The 18,811-nt window shown below is 33.1% G+C and carries 12 protein-coding genes and 1 pseudogene; 11 read left to right on the top strand and 2 right to left on the bottom strand.

Annotated elements, in window-relative coordinates; translation table 11 throughout:
• The first annotated feature begins 94 nt into the window (after positions 1–94).
• The gene (locus P5P89_RS07665; protein WP_223682251.1) at positions 95–1,234 is read left to right on the top strand and encodes an ATP-binding protein; all 1,140 of its coding nucleotides are present in this window, start codon (positions 95–97) and stop codon (positions 1,232–1,234) included.
• 36 nt (positions 1,235–1,270) lie between these two features.
• On the opposite strand, the gene P5P89_RS07660 is transcribed toward P5P89_RS07665, so the two are convergent.
• Complete coding sequence (locus P5P89_RS07660) at positions 1,271–2,014, bottom strand: DUF3298 and DUF4163 domain-containing protein (RefSeq protein ID WP_278011412.1); 744 nt, start codon at positions 2,012–2,014, stop codon at positions 1,271–1,273.
• A 105-nt stretch (positions 2,015–2,119) separates the two neighbouring features.
• On the opposite strand from P5P89_RS07660, the gene P5P89_RS07655 reads away from it, so the two are divergent.
• The gene (locus P5P89_RS07655; protein WP_278011411.1) at positions 2,120–3,262 is read left to right on the top strand and encodes a cystathionine gamma-synthase; all 1,143 of its coding nucleotides are present in this window, start codon (positions 2,120–2,122) and stop codon (positions 3,260–3,262) included.
• A 57-nt stretch (positions 3,263–3,319) separates the two neighbouring features.
• Here P5P89_RS07655 and P5P89_RS07650 read toward each other — a convergent pair whose 3' ends face one another.
• Positions 3,320–4,105: a THC0290_0291 family protein gene (locus tag P5P89_RS07650; protein WP_278011410.1), complete on the bottom strand. Its 786-nt coding sequence runs from the start codon at positions 4,103–4,105 to the stop codon at positions 3,320–3,322.
• A gap of 324 nt (positions 4,106–4,429) precedes the next feature.
• Between P5P89_RS07650 and gdhA the strand changes: the two genes are divergently transcribed.
• The 9 genes and pseudogenes from gdhA to P5P89_RS07605 all read left to right on the top strand — a co-directional run bounded on the left by gdhA (position 4,430) and on the right by P5P89_RS07605 (position 18,716).
• Positions 4,430–5,773: an NADP-specific glutamate dehydrogenase gene (gene gdhA, locus P5P89_RS07645; RefSeq protein WP_278011999.1), complete on the top strand. Its 1,344-nt coding sequence runs from the start codon at positions 4,430–4,432 to the stop codon at positions 5,771–5,773.
• Between the two features lie 452 nt (positions 5,774–6,225).
• Positions 6,226–8,223: a type IX secretion system anionic LPS delivery protein PorZ gene (porZ, locus tag P5P89_RS07640; RefSeq protein ID WP_340696532.1), complete on the top strand. Its 1,998-nt coding sequence runs from the start codon at positions 6,226–6,228 to the stop codon at positions 8,221–8,223.
• 34 nt (positions 8,224–8,257) lie between these two features.
• Entirely contained in the window at positions 8,258–9,316 is a 1,059-nt protein-coding gene (locus tag P5P89_RS07635) for an acyltransferase family protein (RefSeq protein ID WP_278011409.1), read from the top strand.
• A gap of 52 nt (positions 9,317–9,368) precedes the next feature.
• A complete protein-coding gene (recO, locus tag P5P89_RS07630) occupies positions 9,369–10,082 on the top strand; it encodes a DNA repair protein RecO (RefSeq protein ID WP_278011408.1) in 714 nt (237 codons plus the stop codon).
• Positions 10,083–10,166: 84 nt separating this feature from the next.
• Entirely contained in the window at positions 10,167–12,059 is a 1,893-nt protein-coding gene (locus tag P5P89_RS07625) for an outer membrane protein assembly factor BamB family protein (RefSeq protein ID WP_278011407.1), read from the top strand.
• Positions 12,060–12,423: 364 nt separating this feature from the next.
• Positions 12,424–14,034: a hypothetical protein gene (locus P5P89_RS07620; protein WP_278011406.1), complete on the top strand. Its 1,611-nt coding sequence runs from the start codon at positions 12,424–12,426 to the stop codon at positions 14,032–14,034.
• A gap of 205 nt (positions 14,035–14,239) precedes the next feature.
• Positions 14,240–17,640 (top strand): annotated as a pseudogene (ileS, locus tag P5P89_RS07615) (isoleucine--tRNA ligase).
• A gap of 10 nt (positions 17,641–17,650) precedes the next feature.
• Positions 17,651–18,031, top strand: a complete 381-nt coding sequence (locus P5P89_RS07610) for a TraR/DksA family transcriptional regulator (protein WP_163395408.1) — start codon at positions 17,651–17,653, stop codon at positions 18,029–18,031.
• Positions 18,032–18,119: 88 nt separating this feature from the next.
• The gene (locus P5P89_RS07605) at positions 18,120–18,716 is read left to right on the top strand and encodes a lipoprotein signal peptidase (protein ID WP_278011405.1); all 597 of its coding nucleotides are present in this window, start codon (positions 18,120–18,122) and stop codon (positions 18,714–18,716) included.
• Positions 18,717–18,811 lie beyond the last annotated feature (95 nt).

Raw genomic sequence — 18,811 nt, 5'->3', positions numbered from 1 at the left:
CTTTTATAGGTTGTAATAATCTATGATTCTATGTGTTTAAAAATAAAAATTTGTGAAAATTAGTGCAATTTGTGGCAAAAAATAATCAGCGAAAATGATCAATAAACGCCTTTTAATAAAAAACCTGCTTGCTCATAATGACGAGAGCAGTTTTTATGACAAAAAAAGGCAGTTGAATCTGCATTCACGCGAAGGAAAAGGAAAGTTTCTGAAACATATCTGCGCTTTGTCAAATTCAAACCCTGCCAATAATTCTTATATAGTTGTTGGTGTTGAAGATCATGATAACGAAATTGTGGGCGATGATTTCTTTGATGATAGTCGGATTCAGAATCTTGTCAATGCTTTTCTGGAAAATCCGCCTAAAATTCAGTACGAAAATGTGCCTTTCCCCAATCTTCCAAAAGATAAGGTGATTGGACTGGTTACGATTAAGCCCAAAAGCCAGATTTCATCTTTCAAAAAAGGAATTCATACTATTCCGGCCAATAGTATTTTTATTAGACGGGGAAGCAATTCGGTTCCTGTAGAAGGTGAAATTGAAAAAAATTATCAGAATACCGAAACAGTTATCGGAATCGAAAATAGTTCCCGAAACAGTATCCAGTATACGCTTGACGGTGTATTCGATTTTATGAATTTCAGGCATAAAGATATGTCTCCAAAATATCGTGTTTTTAAAGAATTGTTTGTTATCTGCTGGGCCGGAGTACCAAAAAAATCCAGAGATAAAACCTTTCTCTCGCGGGTAGATATTGAATTGATAAATGAACAGATCAAGCTTTTTTATTCGGCTCAGGATGTTGTTACAATTGTTTTTGATGATGATACTTTTACCATAACCGAATATGTTCCTCTGGGTTTAAACGATAAAACCAGTTATTATCCACTAGAAAAGCAAACTATACATTTTTTTGACAACGGATATTATAAAATTGACCGTCAAATGCTTTTTCAGCCTCCGGAATTCAATAGACGAATGCTTTTTCATATTTACAATTCGAATATTGCATTGCTTCAAAAACTGCAAAATGGTTTTGCTTTGTCAGAGCGTGAATTAAAAGATTTAGAAAACCTGCCTTCCACTTTTATGATTTGTTATCTGAATGGTTTTGACGAAGCCAAACAAAAACTTATTGATGCCAAATTACTTTTAAAACCGTTTAGCCAAATATATCTTTCTTTTAAGGAATCATTACGGGTTTTACGTAAAATGAAATATGATGTTCAGTAATCTTCTGCAGAGATTTACTGTTGTGATATGACTTAATCATTTGAATTTTAAATATTTACTTATCTGTTCATACGGGAACAAAATCTCTTTTGGACCATCCGCATAGGAAGCTGTTTCATACGAATTGTAATATAGTAACAGGCCTTCCTCAGTGTAAAATATATTTTGAGGCAATTGAAAAACATCTTTTTCGAACATCAATCCTGTTGCATTTATGTTCGCTTTAGCCGGTATTTTATATTTTTTTCGGAACTCTTTTTCGGCGAAAGCCTTAAACTCCTTTTCGTTTTTAAATAATTCATCGCTAAAAATGGTTTTTCCGGTATCAGGATTAAATAGAAGCGAACGAAAGCCCTGATATCCGTGAGCACCGCCTGTAAAAGTATAGTGATCCAGTTTAATGTTTAAAATCTGATCGGATTGATATTCAATATTTCCTTTCACTTTAGCTTCCCAGCCGAATGTTTCAGTTGGGAATTTTTTATGCATTTCTTCATAAGAACCAATAAAAGAATCAACCAGGCTTTTATAATCTTTAACTTCTGAAGGTTTTTCTCCGAAATAAACAATGTCTTTTAAAACACCTAATATCTTTTTATTAATACTGTCAGCTACAACAGGAATATTTTTTGCAATTGGCACTTCGATTGTAATTTTAGGACAGTCTTTTTTGCACGGTATTTTAGATTCTTTTTCAAATACCTCATTTTCAAAAGTTAATGTTTTTGTGCAGCCTGTTAGTAATAGGAGCACCGCGGCCAGAAGACAATAAAGTTTCATCTTAAAAAGTGTTAATTATACTTAAAGGTAAGAAGTTGTATCTGGATTTGAATAAATTTAAAAGTAAATTTGTGAAAGTATTAAGTATTTAAAATTTATAACTATATGAAATTCAATACAAAAGTGATCCATGGAGGTCAGCATCATGATCCGGCTACAGGAGCTGTTATGCCTCCGGTGTATCAGACCTCAACATATGTTCAGACAAGTCCGGGTAAGCCATTGGGTGATTATGAGTATAGCCGTGCCTCAAATCCTACAAGAACGGCTTTAGAAAATGCATTGGCAAGTATTGAGAATGGTACCCGCGGACTTGCATTTTCATCGGGTTTAGCGGCTACGGATTGTATCCTGAGATCATTTAAAGCAGGTGATGAAGTAATTGCTATGGATGATTTGTATGGAGGAACTTATAGAATGTTCTCCAGAATTTACAAAGACTCGGGAATTAAATTCCATTTTGTTGATATGACTGATATTGCAAAACTGAAATCTTTGATCAATGAAAACACCAAGTTAATCTGGGTAGAAACGCCAACAAATCCTTTAATGAAGCTGGCCGATATTGAGGAAATCGCCAAAATCACAAAACAAAATAAAATCTGGCTGGCGGTAGACAATACTTTTGCAACACCTTATTTGCAAAAACCACTTGATTTAGGTGCTGATATCGTAATGCATTCAGCAACCAAATATTTAGGAGGCCATTCAGATGTTATTGCCGGAGCCTTAATTGTGAAAGATGAAGCTTTGGGTGAACAACTACATTTCCAGCAATTTGCAACCGGTGCAACATTAGGACCAATGGATAGTTTTCTGGTTTTAAGAGGAATAAAAACACTTTCATTAAGAGTTCAGAGACATTGTGAAAACGGAGAAAAAGTGGTTGAATTTTTAAGTAACCATCCAAAAATTCAAACCGTTTATTATCCTGGATTAGAAAGTCATCCGTTTCATGAAATTGCTAAAAAACAAATGAAAGCTTTTGGTGGAATGGTGTCTTTTACTTTCACTTCAGGTAGAAAAGAGGATTCAATTGTTTTTTTAGAGAAACTTAAGGTATTTACTTTAGCTGAATCTTTAGGAGGAGTAGAATCATTGGCGAATCATCCGGCTTTAATGACCCATGCATCTATTCCGGCAGATAAAAGAGCTGAGGTTGGAATTACAGATGACTTGGTGCGTCTAAGTGTAGGCATTGAAGATGCTGAAGATTTAATAGCGGATTTAGAACAAGCTTTATCATAAAAAACAAAACCCCAACACGAAAGAATTGGGGTTTGTATTTTAATATTATTATTGCTTTTAGAATTCTAAATAGTGGGAATATCCAAAATTAAACCACACTTGCGAATCATTTGCTTTGTTTTCTTTGTAAAGATCCCGGTTCGGATTTAATCCATCAATCCAGTCAGAATTGAATCCCTGATAGCGTACTTCAAACAGCAAATCGTTCATTTCATCCAATTTATATTGTACCCCAACTCCAAGAAGAAGAGAAAATGCAATGCCGTTTTCGGATGCAAAACCATATTTATGCCCGTCTGATGGTACTAAATACTTGTCAAAAGTTGTTGCTGGCGATCCTAATGGGCCAAGAGAAGAATTCGCTTTAGTGTCATAGTAACTTGCCATAGCACCAACACTTAAATAAGGATAAAAACTGCCTACATGTTTTTCGAATTCATGAATCGTCATGAAGGGAGAGTAATTTATTTGAGCTCCAATATTAAGCATACTGGTTTTTCCACTCATTGCTTTTAGTTTTTCTTTCCCGGCAGATGGCTTGCCTTCAATCCATTTTCCATAATGCTGAAAGTTGGTATGAGAAAAAGAAATTTCAGAACGAACTTTAAAGTGTTCATTAAAATATTCATTGCCATTAGCAGCGGATGAAAAGTTGATCCAGTGAACCGCACCAATTCCAAATCCGGTATTTCCGATATTAGTAGATTCATCGTGTCTTTGTCCGTAATCAGACTGAAAAGCTACTGGTCCGGCAAAGAATCCAATTTCGTAGGCTAATTGTGCATTTGATACCGTGGTAATACCAAATATTGTAAAAAAAGTTAAGGCTATTTGCTTGAACATGAGTTTTTCGGCTTTCAAATCATGGGCAAATATATAAAAAACATAATCGACTTTAAAATAATTAATTAGGCAATTAAAAAATAACTATAAAAACACTTAAAAAGTTAATCATAATATTCAGTTTAGGCTGTAATGTAATTTTTGTAAATGAGAATTTTAAATTTGTTTGAAAAATATATAATTCTCGTAAAATTGTTATAAAAGATAATTTTCAAATTGATTTTGCTTTACCTTTGTTATGGATAACGAAAACGTTTTCTTAATGAGGTTTTCTTATTTAATTGTACAAATAAATGATTTGTAAGCATAATTTATTTCAAAATGATGAAGCAAAAAATAAATGAGTTTATGGCTCTTGTAGAGTCAAAAAATCCAAATGAACCTGAATTTCTTCAGGCCGTCAGAGAGTTCGCAGAAACAGTAATTCCGTTTATAGCTGAACAAAAAAAATACGATGGAAAAAACTTACTTCTTAGAATAGCAGAACCCGAACGATCCATAATTTTTAGGGTTCCATGGGTAGATGATAAGGGGGAAATTATTGTAAACAGAGGTTTTCGAATTCAGATGAATTCAGCAATTGGTCCTTATAAAGGCGGAATCAGATTTCATCACACAGTAAATCTTTCTGTTTTGAAATTTTTGGCTTTTGAGCAGGTTTTTAAGAACAGTCTGACAACTTTGCCAATGGGAGGAGGAAAAGGAGGTTCAGATTTTGATCCTGAAGGAAAATCTGATGGTGAAATTATGCGTTTTTGTCAATCATTCATGACAGAATTATGTAGGCATATCGGCCCGGATCTGGATGTACCTGCTGGGGATATTGGTGTTGGCGCCAGGGAAATAGGATACTTATTTGGTCAGTATAAAAGAATCAGAAATGAATTTACCGGTGTTTTGACCGGAAAAGGTCTGGCTTATGGGGGATCATTAATCAGACCAGAAGCGACAGGTTATGGAGTAGTATATTTTACGGATCAAATGCTTCGTACTATTGGTCATGAAATAAAAGGAAAAATAGTGGCTATTTCAGGGTTTGGAAATGTTGCCTGGGGTGTTGCTTTAAAAGTAAATGAGCTTGGAGGGAAAGTAGTTACAATTTCTGGTCCTGACGGTTACATTTATGATGAAGAAGGGATTTCTGGAGAAAAAATTGATCACATGCTGGAAATGCGGGCAACTGGAGACAACAGGGCAGAAAGATATTTAGAGAAATATCCCAATGCTGTTTTCTATAAAGGGAAAAGTCCCTGGGAAGTAAAAGTGGATATCGCTATTCCATGTGCCACTCAAAATGAATTGAATGGTGAAGATGCAAAAAAGCTTATTGATAATGGTGTTCTGTGTGTAACCGAGGCTGCAAACATGCCTTCTACGTTAGATGCAATTAAATTGTTCTTAGATAATAAGGTCCTTTTTGCTCCGGGAAAAGCGGCAAATGCGGGTGGAGTTGCTGCATCCGGATTAGAAATGACCCAAAATTCTATTCGCCTAAACTGGACAAGTGAAGAAGTGGATTTGAGACTAAAAGAAATAATGGTTGGAATTCACAATCAGTGTAAAAAATATGGCGCTGAAGAAGATGGATATGTAAACTACGTAAAAGGAGCTAATATTGCCGGCTTTGTTAAAGTCGCCGATGCGATGCTTGCTCAGGGAGTAGTATAGCTTTTATTTAGATTTTAAAGAGTGCCTTCATTTTATTCTTAAAAATATAAAATGAAGGCATTCTTAGTTTTAAAAAGCTTCTGATATGTTTAAAATAGAATTTTAAAAAAGAACAAAAATCAAATACTTTCGTTTGTAGTATATTTGTCAATCTGAATCTTTCAAGCAAATGAAAAAAAGTTTCTTTATATTCTGTTTCTTTTAATTGTTCAAAATTGTTTTTCTCAGGGAGCATTATCCTGGCAGGGCTATTTTTCGTATAATATTATTAAAGATATTTCTGTAAGTTCAACAGCTATTATTGCTGCCTCAGAAAATGCTTTGTTTTCAAAAAACTTAACGTCAAATGTTCTTAAAACCACGACTACCATTGATGGGCTTTCAGGACAGACTATATCTTCAATACATTACAGCGAAGCTTTAAAAAAACAATTATAGGCTATGAAAACGGTTTGATAATTGTCGTAAATGAAAAAGATGGAAGCATGTTAAAAGTTGTAGATATAATTAATAAACAGCTACCATCTAATTTAAAAAAAATCAATCATTTTATGGAGCATAACGGATTGATTTATGTTTCCTGTGATTTCGGAATTGTACAGTTTAATTTGGCAACTTCAAAATTTAGAGATACTTATTTTATTGGGGATGCGGGTGCAGAAATCAGTGTAAAACAAACTACTTTTTTTAATGGTTTTATTTATGCGGCTACTTCAGATGGAATAAGAAGGGCAGACAACAATAATCCTAATTTAGTTGATTATAAGCAGTGGACAGTTGTTAACTCAGGTGATTGGTCCAGCATAGAAACTCTGGATGCGGAACTGATTGCAATTAATACTGGTGGATATATTCATAGATATAATTCAACTTCTTTTATTGGATTTTTACAGCTGCCTCAATCGGCGACAGATATGAGGGCTATTAATCATCAATTGTTTGTTACGACACCAGCTTCGATTTATGTTTATACGAATCAAATGGTTCTAAACCGTCAGATTTTGAATACTCAGGTTTTAGATGCAAGTTTGAATTTTAGTTGTACAACTGCTATTGATGATTTTATTTATATTGGCACTAGAGAAAATGGTTTGTTTAGTTCTTCCCTTTCAGTTTCAACAGTTTTCGAAAATAAAACACCAGATGGACCTTCAAAAAATAACATTTTTTCAATTTATGCTGCTTCAAATCAAACTTGGGCTGTATATGGCGATTACGATTTGTTTTATAATCCATATTCTTTAGATAGTTATGGTATTAGTAAATATAGTTCGTCTGGTTGGTTAAATATTCCATATGCCAGTGTCTTAAACGCACAGTCAATAACCAGAATAATTGTAAACCCAAAAAATACAAATGAGGTTTTTGCAAGTTCTTTTTTCTCAGGATTGTTAAAAATCGAAAATGATATTCCAACTGTTTTATATAATGAAAAAAATAGCGGTTTAGAAAGTCTGACAGCAGGAGGGCCGACTTATATTGATATTCGTATTAATGAAACCGCGTTTGATCAAACAGGGAATCTTTGGGTAACTAATAGTAGAATAAAAAATGGATTGAAAGTCTTAAAAACAAACGGACAATGGCAAAGTTATTCTATGACAAGTATTCTTATGACAGCTGAAGATGTAAGTTATGCTGATATTGTGGTTGATAAAAATAATATAAAATGGATAGCAACAAATAGAGATGGAGTAGTTGGTTTTAACGAAACAACAAATACGTTTAAGAAAATGACAGCGGGTAACGATGTTGGAAATTTGCCAGTTGCTGATGTCAGAGCGCTAGCAATTGATACGAAAAATCAACTTTGGATCGGAACGACAAAAGGACTTCGCATTTTGACAAATGTAGGTAGTTTTCAATCCGAAAATCAATTAAAAGCAAATCCAATTATTATTATGGAGGATAATTTAGCTCAGGAATTATTATATGAACAATTTATCACTTCAATTGCCGTTGATGGAGCTAATAATAAATGGATAGGGACTGTAGATTCAGGTGTTTTTATGGTATCGCCAAATGGCCAGGAAACAAAATATCATTTTACTATAAACAATTCGCCCTTACCAGCTAATACTATAAACGATATCAAAATCAATGATACAACTGGTGAGGTTTTTATTGCGACTAATAAAGGAATGATTTCTTTTAAAGGGGTAGCAACAGAAGCAGCCGATAATTTAAATAATGTATATGTATACCCAAATCCAGTACGACCATCATATACGGGAACGATTAAAGTAGCCGGATTAATAGATAAGGCTAATGTTAAAATAACTGATGTAGAAGGAAATTTAGTTTATGAGGCAATATCAGAAGGAGGAACAATAGAATGGGATACAACTGCTTTTGGTCGTTATAAAGTAGCATCAGGAGTTTATATGATTTTTATCTCTTCAAAAGATGGTGCTGAAACAAAAGTTAAGAAAGTTATGATTGTAAGATGATTTGATTGTGATTCATAAATGATTTAGGTTCAATATGAAAAGATTACCAAATTTAACTTCATTAAGATTTATTTTGGCATCGTTGGTTGTGCTTTTCCACACGTTTCAATTTAGTAAAAACAGAGGTTTTACTTCTTATGATAATTTTTCCATTTTTGATAAAGGAGAAGAAGCTGTTTTTATGTTTTTTTCATTAAGTGGTTTTTTAATTATAAGACAATTATATGTTGAGAAGTTAATTTTTAATTCAATTAATTTACAGCACTTTTTTTTAAGAAGGATTTTAAGGATTTTTCCATTGTACTATTTAATATTAATTTTTGGATTACTATATTACAGGGTTATTTTGTCATGGTTTGGATTTAATTTTCAAAATAATTATGATTTGTTACATGGTGTTTTTTTATCAGCCACTTTTTTTTCAAATATTTTTGCTTCATATAAACCGGGAGGGATAATAGAAATATTATGGTCAATAGCAATAGAAGAACAGTTTTATCTGCTAATAGCGCCATTAATTTTTGTATTGCCATTAAAAAATATTGTGAGGTCCTTGTTATTTTTTACAGTTTTATATTTCTGGCTGTATTTTTCAGGTTTTGTTGATTTTTTAAAAAGCTATAAAATGCTATTTTTTTATTTTTCTTTTAGTGGGATGTGTTCAGTCTTATTGTTTAATGAAAAGATAAGGATTCAAAAAATCAGATATTTTATTTTTATAACTCTTGCGGTATATTTTACAACATCTATCTTTAAAGACAATTTAAGTAATTGGGCTTATCATTTTTTTAGTATGGTATTATTCGGATTGACGATTTGCCAATTAGTGGAAAAACCAATCCTGATATTGGAAAGTAAAGTATTGAATCATTTGGGCAAAATATCATATGGTATATACATGTATCATGCTATAATGATGCAAATTGTAGGATTAGTTTTTTTAAAATTTAATTTTCACTTAAAAATATCAAGCTTTTGCTCAATAATTATTTTTAATTTTTTAGTTTTTACTTTTACAGTTTTAACAGCAAATTTGTCATATAGATATTTCGAAAGTTATTTTTTAAATTTGAAGAAAAAACTAAGGAAATAATAATTTTTGACATGGCTAATTTGAATTTTAACGCTATTTGAATATTTAATATATGCTGGTTAAAACCAAAGCAATCGTAATCTCATCGTTAAAATTTCAGGAAAAAAGCCTGATCGTAAAATGCTTTACACTTTCAAACGGACTGAAATCTTATTTTGTGCGTGACGCTTTTTCAAGTCGGAAAGCAAGCCAGAAAATTGCTTATTTTCAGCCTCTGTCTATTCTAGAAATAGAAGCAGTACATAAAAATAAAGGCAGTCTGGAAAACTTTAAAGAAATCAAAATAGCCGTTCCTTTTCAGACTATTCATACAGATCTTGTAAAAAGTACCATGGTGATGTTTTTGTCTGAAATACTGCATTATTCAATACAGGAAGAAGAAAAGAATGAATCATTGTTTGTGTTTTTAGAAACGGCGCTCACATGGCTCGACCATCACGATGAAATTTCTAATTTTCATTTAATTTTAATGTTGGAAACTACAAAATATTTGGGTTTTTATCCTGATATTTCAGAACTTGATTTGCCCTATTTTGAAATAAATGACGGTGTTTTTACACTTCTTCGCAGATCAAATTCTTTGACAGAACACGAAACAGATTTGTTAAAAAAACTACTGAGTTTAAAATTTGATAATGATCAGAAAACCTTTCACGTGATAGAAAGGCAAATACTGCTAAAGATTCTGATTGATTATTACAGCCTTCATTTAGATGGTTTCAAAAAACCTAAATCACTTGAGGTTTTGAAAGAAATATTTTCTTAAATAAAGTTTAATTTGTATATATTCGCAGACAATTATTTCAATCATAATTGCCACATATCTATTCATTAATTAAAAAAATCTACTATGAAGAGAATTACTTTTTCAATTATTTTACTTCTGGCTGTTTCGATTTCTGCTGTTTCTCAAAGGAAGTATGATGAAATTGTTACAACAGAAAATGCCGTTCAGGATTTAGTGCAAAACGAAATTACCGGTGTTGTTGTATTTAAGGAAGGCGGAACCATAAAAGGTTTAGATCCGGAAACAAAAAAAATTGTCTGGACCCTGACTAAAGATGATTTTGGAACTACTTCAGCAGGAGATATTTTGACAGATCCTGATTTTGGAAAAATTTTTAAGGAGAAAAGCGATTTAACCAGTGTTCCGGGAAGTCCATACGTTGAAGCTTATATCAATAGCAAATATTTAATTATTAATACCGATAGCGGGAAAGTAGTTTACAATTCATCTAAAGAATCGTTCTGGGTAACGCAGTCAGATTTTATTCCTGAAACAGACGAATATCTGCTTACTTTGAAAAAAGACGGTGACATGGCAATCGCTTTATTGGATATGAAAACAGGAGAATTGAAATGGAATACTACAGTAGATAAAGCAAAATCATTATTTAGTTTTTCCTTCAAAGAATCTGCAAACACAAATATTGCGACAGTACACGGATCAGTTATTTACTATTTGTTGTACGGAAAATTATATTCTTTCGACAGAAACTCAGGGAAATTAAACTGGAAAGGTGAAGAAGATTATTCAAAGTTCTTTTTAACTCAAAATGATAAAAATATTGTTGTAGTTAATAATGCAGGAACTTTTTCTACAAAACAATATTTGAATGTATTGAATACTGAAACAGGAAAAAGTATCTGGAAAGAATCTATCAAAACAAAAAGAGTGGTTTATCTGGAAGACTGGGGAACAAAAATCTTAGTAGCTCACTACAGCGGTTTTAATTTTTATGATTTAACTTCAGGTGAAAAAATATGGAAAAAAGATGCTCGTGGAGACGGTTTAAAAAGAGTTATCCCAATCGATCAGGATTTCTTATATGTAGCTGAAAACGAAATGATGCTAATCAACAAAGACGGTGAAAAACTTTGGAAAAAATTCATCGAAATTTCTGACGACAAAGAAGATCCAATTTATTATTTAGGAAAAGTAGGTGAAAAAGTAATGTACCTGACAGGTACTTACGGAAATATGGTTGATTACAAATCAGGAATTAAACTTTGGAAGCGTAATATTAATTTTGATAAAAATCGTCCGGTATTACCTGCTTATGATGAAGCTACAAATTCTTACGTAGTTTATAACGACGAAAAATTATACAAGTTTGATCCAAGTATTAGCGATAAACCAGAGCCTTTCGCAAAAGTAAATATCAAAAAAGAAAAAGAATTAAACAGTATAGAGCAGTTTCCTTGGGGAGTTGTACTTTCTGGACCAGTTGAAGTAATGGGGGTAAATGTAGACGGAACAATTAAATACCACCATACTTATACACAGCCAGGTGAAGGAACAAGACGTCTTATTAAAAGTGCTGCTATTGCAGGAAGCATTGGTATGGGTATAGGTTCAGCAGTAAGCGATATCAAAGGAGCTGAATTAACAATGACATACCGTGATTCTTCAGGAAAGATGAGATCCACAGTTATAAAAAAGGAAGATAAGACTAACCAGGATCAGGCAAAAGCTTATGCAGCAGGATCAGCAGCTCTTGGCATGGTAGCAGCTAAATTTAATTCCCGTTTTAATGCGATGAAACAAAACAGAGATTTCTCTTATATTTTTGCAAAAGCAGATACTGGAGAAAAAGTTTTGGTTAAAGTGAGCAAATCAGATGGAGTAGAGGTTGATAAAATTATTTTCAACAATAACAAACCAGTATATGAAATTGATCCGGCAACTCAGAATATCTTTTATGTTTCTGATAAGTCTATTCAGATCTTTAATAAAAAATAATAACAGAAAACCTTTAAAGCCATCAGAAGATAATTCTGGTGGCTTTTTTTTGCCTATGAAAAAAATAATACTCTTAATCGCGTTATTTCTAATTGGTGCAATTCAGGCACAAGAAAAGATAAACTCCAAAAAAAGAAGTTTTATATACCTGTAATTGAATATTCAGAGTTTCCTGTTCTTGATAATACATTAACTCAAACCACTTTTTATCAGGTTGATAAGAGGTTAATACAAGAAGAGCCTATCTTAAAGAAAAATTATTTTAATATTGAAGGATTTATAAAAGATCCTGCAAATGGAAAGCTACGAATTTATTTAACTATTGAATTGCCACAATATCAGGCAACAAAAATCGATAGTACATTTGATAAAAAAGAAGAATACGTGGGAGTTTTTTGCATTTTCTAATTATAGTGTAAAGATAAAAGTAGAAGCAAAATGTGCTGATAAACTTCTATTGTCGGAGGATTTTAATACTGTAGAATCTTATACAATTGGTGTTAGTTCTCAAAAAGATAAATTGAGGGATGCAGTAATTACAAATAATAAAAAAGTTGCCGAGGCAGAGAAAAATGGCAATTACACTGCTGAAGAGTTAGGATTGGATGCAATGATTTACAGTTCTGTGGGCACAATACAAAACTATCTTAATTACAAATTAAAGTATGCTACAGGCGAATCTAAAATAAAATTTGAATTTGTAACTTCAAAAGGACATTCTGAATACAATCAAATGCTGGCATTTGAAAATGAAATTACGGCTCAGATGGAAAAAGTAACCCTTGAAAAAGGTTTAGACGAAAAGCCTTTATTGCCGCATTTGCAATATCTGGAAAGTTTATTGGTGAAATATCCGCCTTCACCTGCAAACGAAAACATCCGGTTTATAGTAACCAACAATTTAGCCGAAACTTATTTTTTACTTGAAAATAAAGAAAAAGCATTAATGTATGCCAATTTGCTTATTGAAAATGATAAACAGGATTCCAGAGGATCTTCAATCGTAAAAAAGGTAAATAAAGGCTATTTTGCCGATAAAAAAATAAGAAGCCATACTACACGTTTTGCAGATCTTAAAAAATTGGGTCTCAAAATAGCAGAAGAAAAAGAAGAAAAGCGATTAGCCTTTTTTGAAAAAATAGAGCAGCAGGAAGCAGAATGGGAAACTGAAAAAGCCAACCGTGAAGCAAAACTGGAAAAAGCCAAAATCCAAAGGAATAATATGCTCGATTCTATTCCGTATCAGCTTAATGCTAAATTGTTAGCAAAAGTAATTGCCAGTCTGGGAGGAAGTGATGCTTTGAAGAAAATTGAAAAAGCACATCTTTTTTCTAAACTTACTATTGAAGGAAATAAAGTGCCTCAGACAGAAGAAAAATGGGCGACAAATTTCAATTATCTTTTGAGAAAAAAAATGCCTGAAAGCTATTATGAAATAATGAATGGAGCTGAAGCCTGGAGCCATGATGACCGTGAAAGCGGGGTAAATGCAAAATGGGCAAAACTTACTTCTTACGATCATAATAACTTATCTAAAAATGCTGATTTAGTAAACTTTATTTCTGATTTAAGACTCGATTTGTGGAATAATTTTGAAGTTTTGGAAGATGAAATGTATGAAGGAAGATTATGTTATCATTTAAATTATTTTGAAAAAACGTTAAGTACAGGAAACAGAACAATTCCAAAAACCGATTATCATGTTTTTATTGATAAAGAAAACTTCAATATAGTTTCAACAGAAAAAACAGAATTTGATAACGGAAATAAGAGTTTCTTCGAAAGAAAACTTTTTGGGGATTATCGTCCGGTTGCAGCATTAAATTCAGGAAAAATTCCGCATAAGATTAATTATGAAATAGAAGACTTTAATGGCGAAACATTATATCAGGAGGTACGCGAAAAAATAGAAGTAAACCCAGTTTTTGGAAACAGAATCTTTATGAAAGAAGTATATTTTGGAGGATTTAAATAGTACTATAAATTTCTTTAAAAAAGAATAACATAGAATTGATTGCTTTCTGCTTATTAACTCAGATTTTTGAGACAGGTACCAGAAAGTAATCAATTCTTTTTGTTTTTGCCCCATTATCTCTAGATAAAAGTGTGAAATTTCAAGAAATTGATGGACAATAATTCAAAATTCCTTACTTTCGCACCTCGTTTAAGAAAAGGATAAAATGAGCACAAAATTTACTGAATACAAAGGACTTGACTTACCAACGGTAGCATCAGAAGTTCTTGATTTTTGGAAGAAAGAAAATATATTTGAAAAGAGTGTAACGACTCGCGAAGGTGCAGAACCTTACGTATTTTTTGAAGGTCCACCTTCAGCAAACGGATTACCGGGAATTCACCACGTGATGGCACGTGCGATTAAAGATATTTTTGCAGATATAAAACTCAAAAAGGTTTTCAGGTAAAAAGAAAAGCCGGATGGGATACTCACGGTTTACCTGTAGAATTGGGTACTGAAAAAGAATTAGGAATTACAAAAGAAGATATTGGCAAAACGATTTCGATCGAAGAATATAACGAAGCGTGTAAAAAAACCGTGATGCGTTATACCGACGTATGGAATGATTTGACCGAAAAAATGGGGTATTGGGTTGATATGGAAGATCCGTATGTGACTTATAAACCAAAATATATGGAATCTGTTTGGTGGCTTTTGAAACAAATCTATGATAAAGGTTTGCTATACAAAGGTTACACGATTCAGCCGTATTCTCCAAAAGCAGGAACTGGATTGTCTTCTCACGAAGTAAACCAGCCGGGAGCTTACCGTGATGTTACAGATACTACAATTGTTGCTCAGTTTAAAACATTGCCAGAAACATTACCTTCATTTTTACAAGGTTTTGGAGATATCCACATTTTAGCCTGGACGACAACTCCTTGGACACTTCCGTCGAATACCGCTTTAACAGTTGGACCAAAAATCGATTATGTTTTAGTTAAAACTTTCAATCAATATACTTTTGAGCCAATCAATGTTGTTTTGGCTAAAAACTTAGTTGGAAAACAATTCGGAAAAGGATATTTCGTAAGTGAAGACGACGCTGATTTTGACAATGTTAAAAATGGCGACAAAAAATTGCCATACAAAATCTTAACCGAAGCAAAAGGAGCAGATTTAGTAGAAATCCGTTACGAGCAATTATTACCTTACGTATTGCCATATCAAAATGCTGAAAATGCATTTAGAGTAATTTCTGGAGATTTCGTTACAACGGAAGATGGAACAGGAATCGTGCATACGGCGCCAACTTTTGGAGCAGATGATGCTAAAGTAGCAAAAGAAGCTAAGCCAGAAGTGCCGCCAATGTTGGTTTTAGACGAAAACGGAACTGCAGTTCCTTTAGTTGATTTGCAAGGTAAATTCACTTCACATGTTGGGGATTTGGCTGGGAAATACGTTAAAAACGAATATTACGATGCAGGACAAGCTCCAGAGAAATCTGTAGATGTTGAAATCGCTATTCGTCTGAAAGAAGAAAACAAAGCTTTTAAAGTTGAAAAATACGTGCACAGTTATCCACACAGCTGGAGAACAGATGAGCCGTTATTATACTATCCTCTAGATTCATGGTTTATCAAAGTAACCGATGTAAAAGATAGAATGTTCGACCTGAACGAAACTATCAACTGGAAACCTAAATCTACTGGTGAAGGACGTTTTGGAAACTGGTTGAAAAATGCCAACGACTGGAACTTATCTCGTTCTAGATATTGGGGAATTCCGTTGCCAATTTGGAGAACTGAAGATAAAAAAGAAGAAGTTCTTATTGGTTCTGTTGAAGAATTATACAATGCGATCAAGAAATCTATCGAAGCTGGTTTTCAAAAGGAAAACCCATTTAAAGGTTTCGAAATCGGAAACATGTCTGAATCAAATTATGATTTAATTGATTTGCACAAAAATGTAGTTGATCAAATTACTTTGGTTTCGGCTTCAGGCCAGCCAATGAAACGCGAAAGTGATTTAATTGATGTTTGGTTCGATTCTGGAGCAATGCCTTATGCACAATGGCATTATCCTTTCGAAAACCAAGATAAAATTGATGGTAATAAAGACTTCCCTGCAAATTTCATTGCAGAAGGAGTAGATCAGACTCGTGGATGGTTTTATACGTTACATGCTATCGGAACTTTGGTTTTTGATAAAGTAGCGTACAAAAATGTTGTTTCGAATGGTTTGGTTTTGGATAAAAACGGACAAAAAATGTCTAAACGTCTAGGAAATGCTACAGATCCTTTTGAAACAATTGCAGAATACGGTCCTGATGCCACACGTTGGTACATGATTTCGAATGCCAATCCGTGGGATAACCTGAAGTTTGATATTGAAGGAATTGCTGAGGTTCGCCGTAAGTTCTTTGGAACGCTTTACAATACGTATTCATTCTTTTCGTTATATGCTAACATCGACGGATTTAAATATGCTGAGGCTGAAATTCCGTTAAACGAAAGACCTGAAATCGATCAGTGGATTATTTCTGAATTACATACGCTAATAAAATTTGTTGACGAATGCTACGAAGATTACGAGCCTACAAAAGCAACAAGAGCGATTTCTGATTTCGTTCAGGAAAATCTAAGTAACTGGTATGTTCGTTTGTGCCGTCGTCGCTTCTGGAAAGGTGAATATGCCAAAGATAAAATTGCAGCTTACCAAACGCTTTATACTTGTTTGCTTACAATCAGTAAACTGAGTGCTCCCGTAGCTCCTTTTTTCATGGATAAACTGTACAGAGATTTAACTGCTTCGACAGGAACTGAGGATTTTGCCAGTGTTCACTTGGCTGAATTCCCGAAATTTGTCGAAAACTTTGTTAATAAAACGTTGGAAAGCAAAATGCAGAAGGCGCAAACGATCTCATCTTTGGTGTTGTCGCTACGTAAAAAAGAAATGATAAAAGTTCGTCAACCTCTGCAAAAGGTAATGATTCCGGTACTTGACGAGAATCAGTGCGCTGAAATTTTAGCTATTTCTGACCTGGTAAAGGCGGAAGTAAACGTAAAAGAAATAGAACTTTTAGACGATGCTTCAGGTATTTTGGTGAAACAGATTAAGCCTAATTTTAAAGCATTAGGACCACGTTTTGGAAAAGATATGGGATTGATTTCCAAAGAAATACAGTCTTTTTCTGCAGATCAAATCAATCACTTAGATAAGGAAGGAACGTTAGATATTGTTATTGCTGGAAATAGTGTAACTTTATCATTAGAAGACGTCGAAATAACCTCTCAGGATATTGAAGGATGGCTGGTTGCAAATTCAAACGGAATTACAGTTGCGCTTGATATCACAATCTCTGAAGAATTAAAAAATGAAGGTATCGCGAGAGAATTAGTAAACAGAATTCAGAATATCCGTAAAGATTCAGGATTTGAAGTTACTGATAAGATCAAAGTACAAATAAAAAGAGACAGTATTTTAGAAGAAGCTGTTTCAAAAAACGCAGATTATATTAAATCTGAAACATTAACAGACGAACTAGTTTTTGCTGACGCTTTAGAAAACGGCACAGAAATTGAGTTTGATGATATTAAAACAATGATATTAATTTCAAAATAAGTATAATACCATGATAGATGAAATTACAAGATACTCTGATGCAGATTTAGCAGAGTTCAAAGAAATAATCCAGGCAAAAATTAAAAAAGCACAAGAAGATCTTGATTTGATCAAAAGTGCCTATATGAACGATTTGAATAACGGAACAGACGATACTTCTCCAACATTTAAAGCTTTTGAAGAAGGAAGTGAGACCATGTCCAAAGAAGCAAACTCTCAGTTGGCTATCAGACAAGAGAAATTCATTCGTGACTTAAAAAATGCCTTATTCCGTGTTGAAAATAAAACATATGGTATTTGCAAAGTAACAGGTAAGCTAATTGGCAAGGAAAGGCTTAAAATCGTTCCTCACGCCACAATGAGTATCGAAGCTAAAAATATGCAAAGATAATTACCTTAAAATACCAAAGAATTAACGCTCCATAAGGGGCGTTTTTTTTGATTTAATTGTTATTTTTGCCAACATTAAAATTCACAACATGTCATTAAGAAAAGCGTATCTCCTCATATTTATAATATTATTAATTGATCAGGTTTCTAAAATCTATGTAAAAACAAATTTTATTTTAGGTGAAGAGGTTACGATTTTCAATTGGTTTAAGATACATTTCATAGAAAATGAGGGAATGGCATGGGGAACTAAAATCCCTGGCGAATATGGAAAATTAATTTTGACTGTATTTAGGATTTTTGCCGTTTTTGGGATTGGGTACTGGTTGTGCGATGCTGTAAAAAAACATGCTTCTTCTTATTTAGTTGTGGCCATTGCACTTATTTTTGCGGGAGCTGCCGGGAATATTCTGGATTCTGTTTTTTATGGAGTTATTTTTGACAGCAGTTATAATAATTTAGCCACTCCTTTTTCTCCTGAACCTTATGGTAGATGGTTTCATGGTTTAGTTGTAGACATGTTTTATTTTCCTATCTGGAAAGGGGATTTGCCTGCATGGATTCCTTTTTTTGGAGGAAAGCGATTTGAATTTTTTAATGCTATTTTTAACGTTGCAGACGTAGCTATTTCTACAGGTGTAGGTATTTTGCTTGTTTTTAATAAAAGAGCATTTCCAAAACATTGATGTTATTTTAAAAATTCAAAAAAAAATAAAATCCAAATTCCAATAGTATGTGATTACCCATCATCTATTGGAATTTGGATTTTGCATTTATTGGT

This window comes from Flavobacterium gyeonganense (assembly GCF_029625295.1).
GTDB lineage: Bacteria > Bacteroidota > Bacteroidia > Flavobacteriales > Flavobacteriaceae > Flavobacterium > Flavobacterium gyeonganense.
Note: the sequence above shows the minus strand (reverse complement) of the source record. Positions and strands in the feature narration are given on the sequence as shown.

Coding starts and splice junctions, on each gene's coding strand:
- P5P89_RS07655 (WP_278011411.1), top strand. CDS start 2,120: ATGAAATTCAATACAAAAGTGATCCATGGAGGTCAGCATCATGATCCG.
- gdhA (WP_278011999.1), top strand. CDS start 4,430: ATGAAGCAAAAAATAAATGAGTTTATGGCTCTTGTAGAGTCAAAAAAT.
- P5P89_RS07605 (WP_278011405.1), top strand. CDS start 18,120: ATGTCATTAAGAAAAGCGTATCTCCTCATATTTATAATATTATTAATT.
- P5P89_RS07665 (WP_223682251.1), top strand. CDS start 95: ATGATCAATAAACGCCTTTTAATAAAAAACCTGCTTGCTCATAATGAC.
- recO (WP_278011408.1), top strand. CDS start 9,369: ATGCTGGTTAAAACCAAAGCAATCGTAATCTCATCGTTAAAATTTCAG.
- P5P89_RS07635 (WP_278011409.1), top strand. CDS start 8,258: ATGAAAAGATTACCAAATTTAACTTCATTAAGATTTATTTTGGCATCG.
- P5P89_RS07660 (WP_278011412.1), bottom strand. CDS start 2,014: ATGAAACTTTATTGTCTTCTGGCCGCGGTGCTCCTATTACTAACAGGC.
- P5P89_RS07610 (WP_163395408.1), top strand. CDS start 17,651: ATGATAGATGAAATTACAAGATACTCTGATGCAGATTTAGCAGAGTTC.
- P5P89_RS07625 (WP_278011407.1), top strand. CDS start 10,167: ATGAAGAGAATTACTTTTTCAATTATTTTACTTCTGGCTGTTTCGATT.
- P5P89_RS07650 (WP_278011410.1), bottom strand. CDS start 4,105: ATGTTCAAGCAAATAGCCTTAACTTTTTTTACAATATTTGGTATTACC.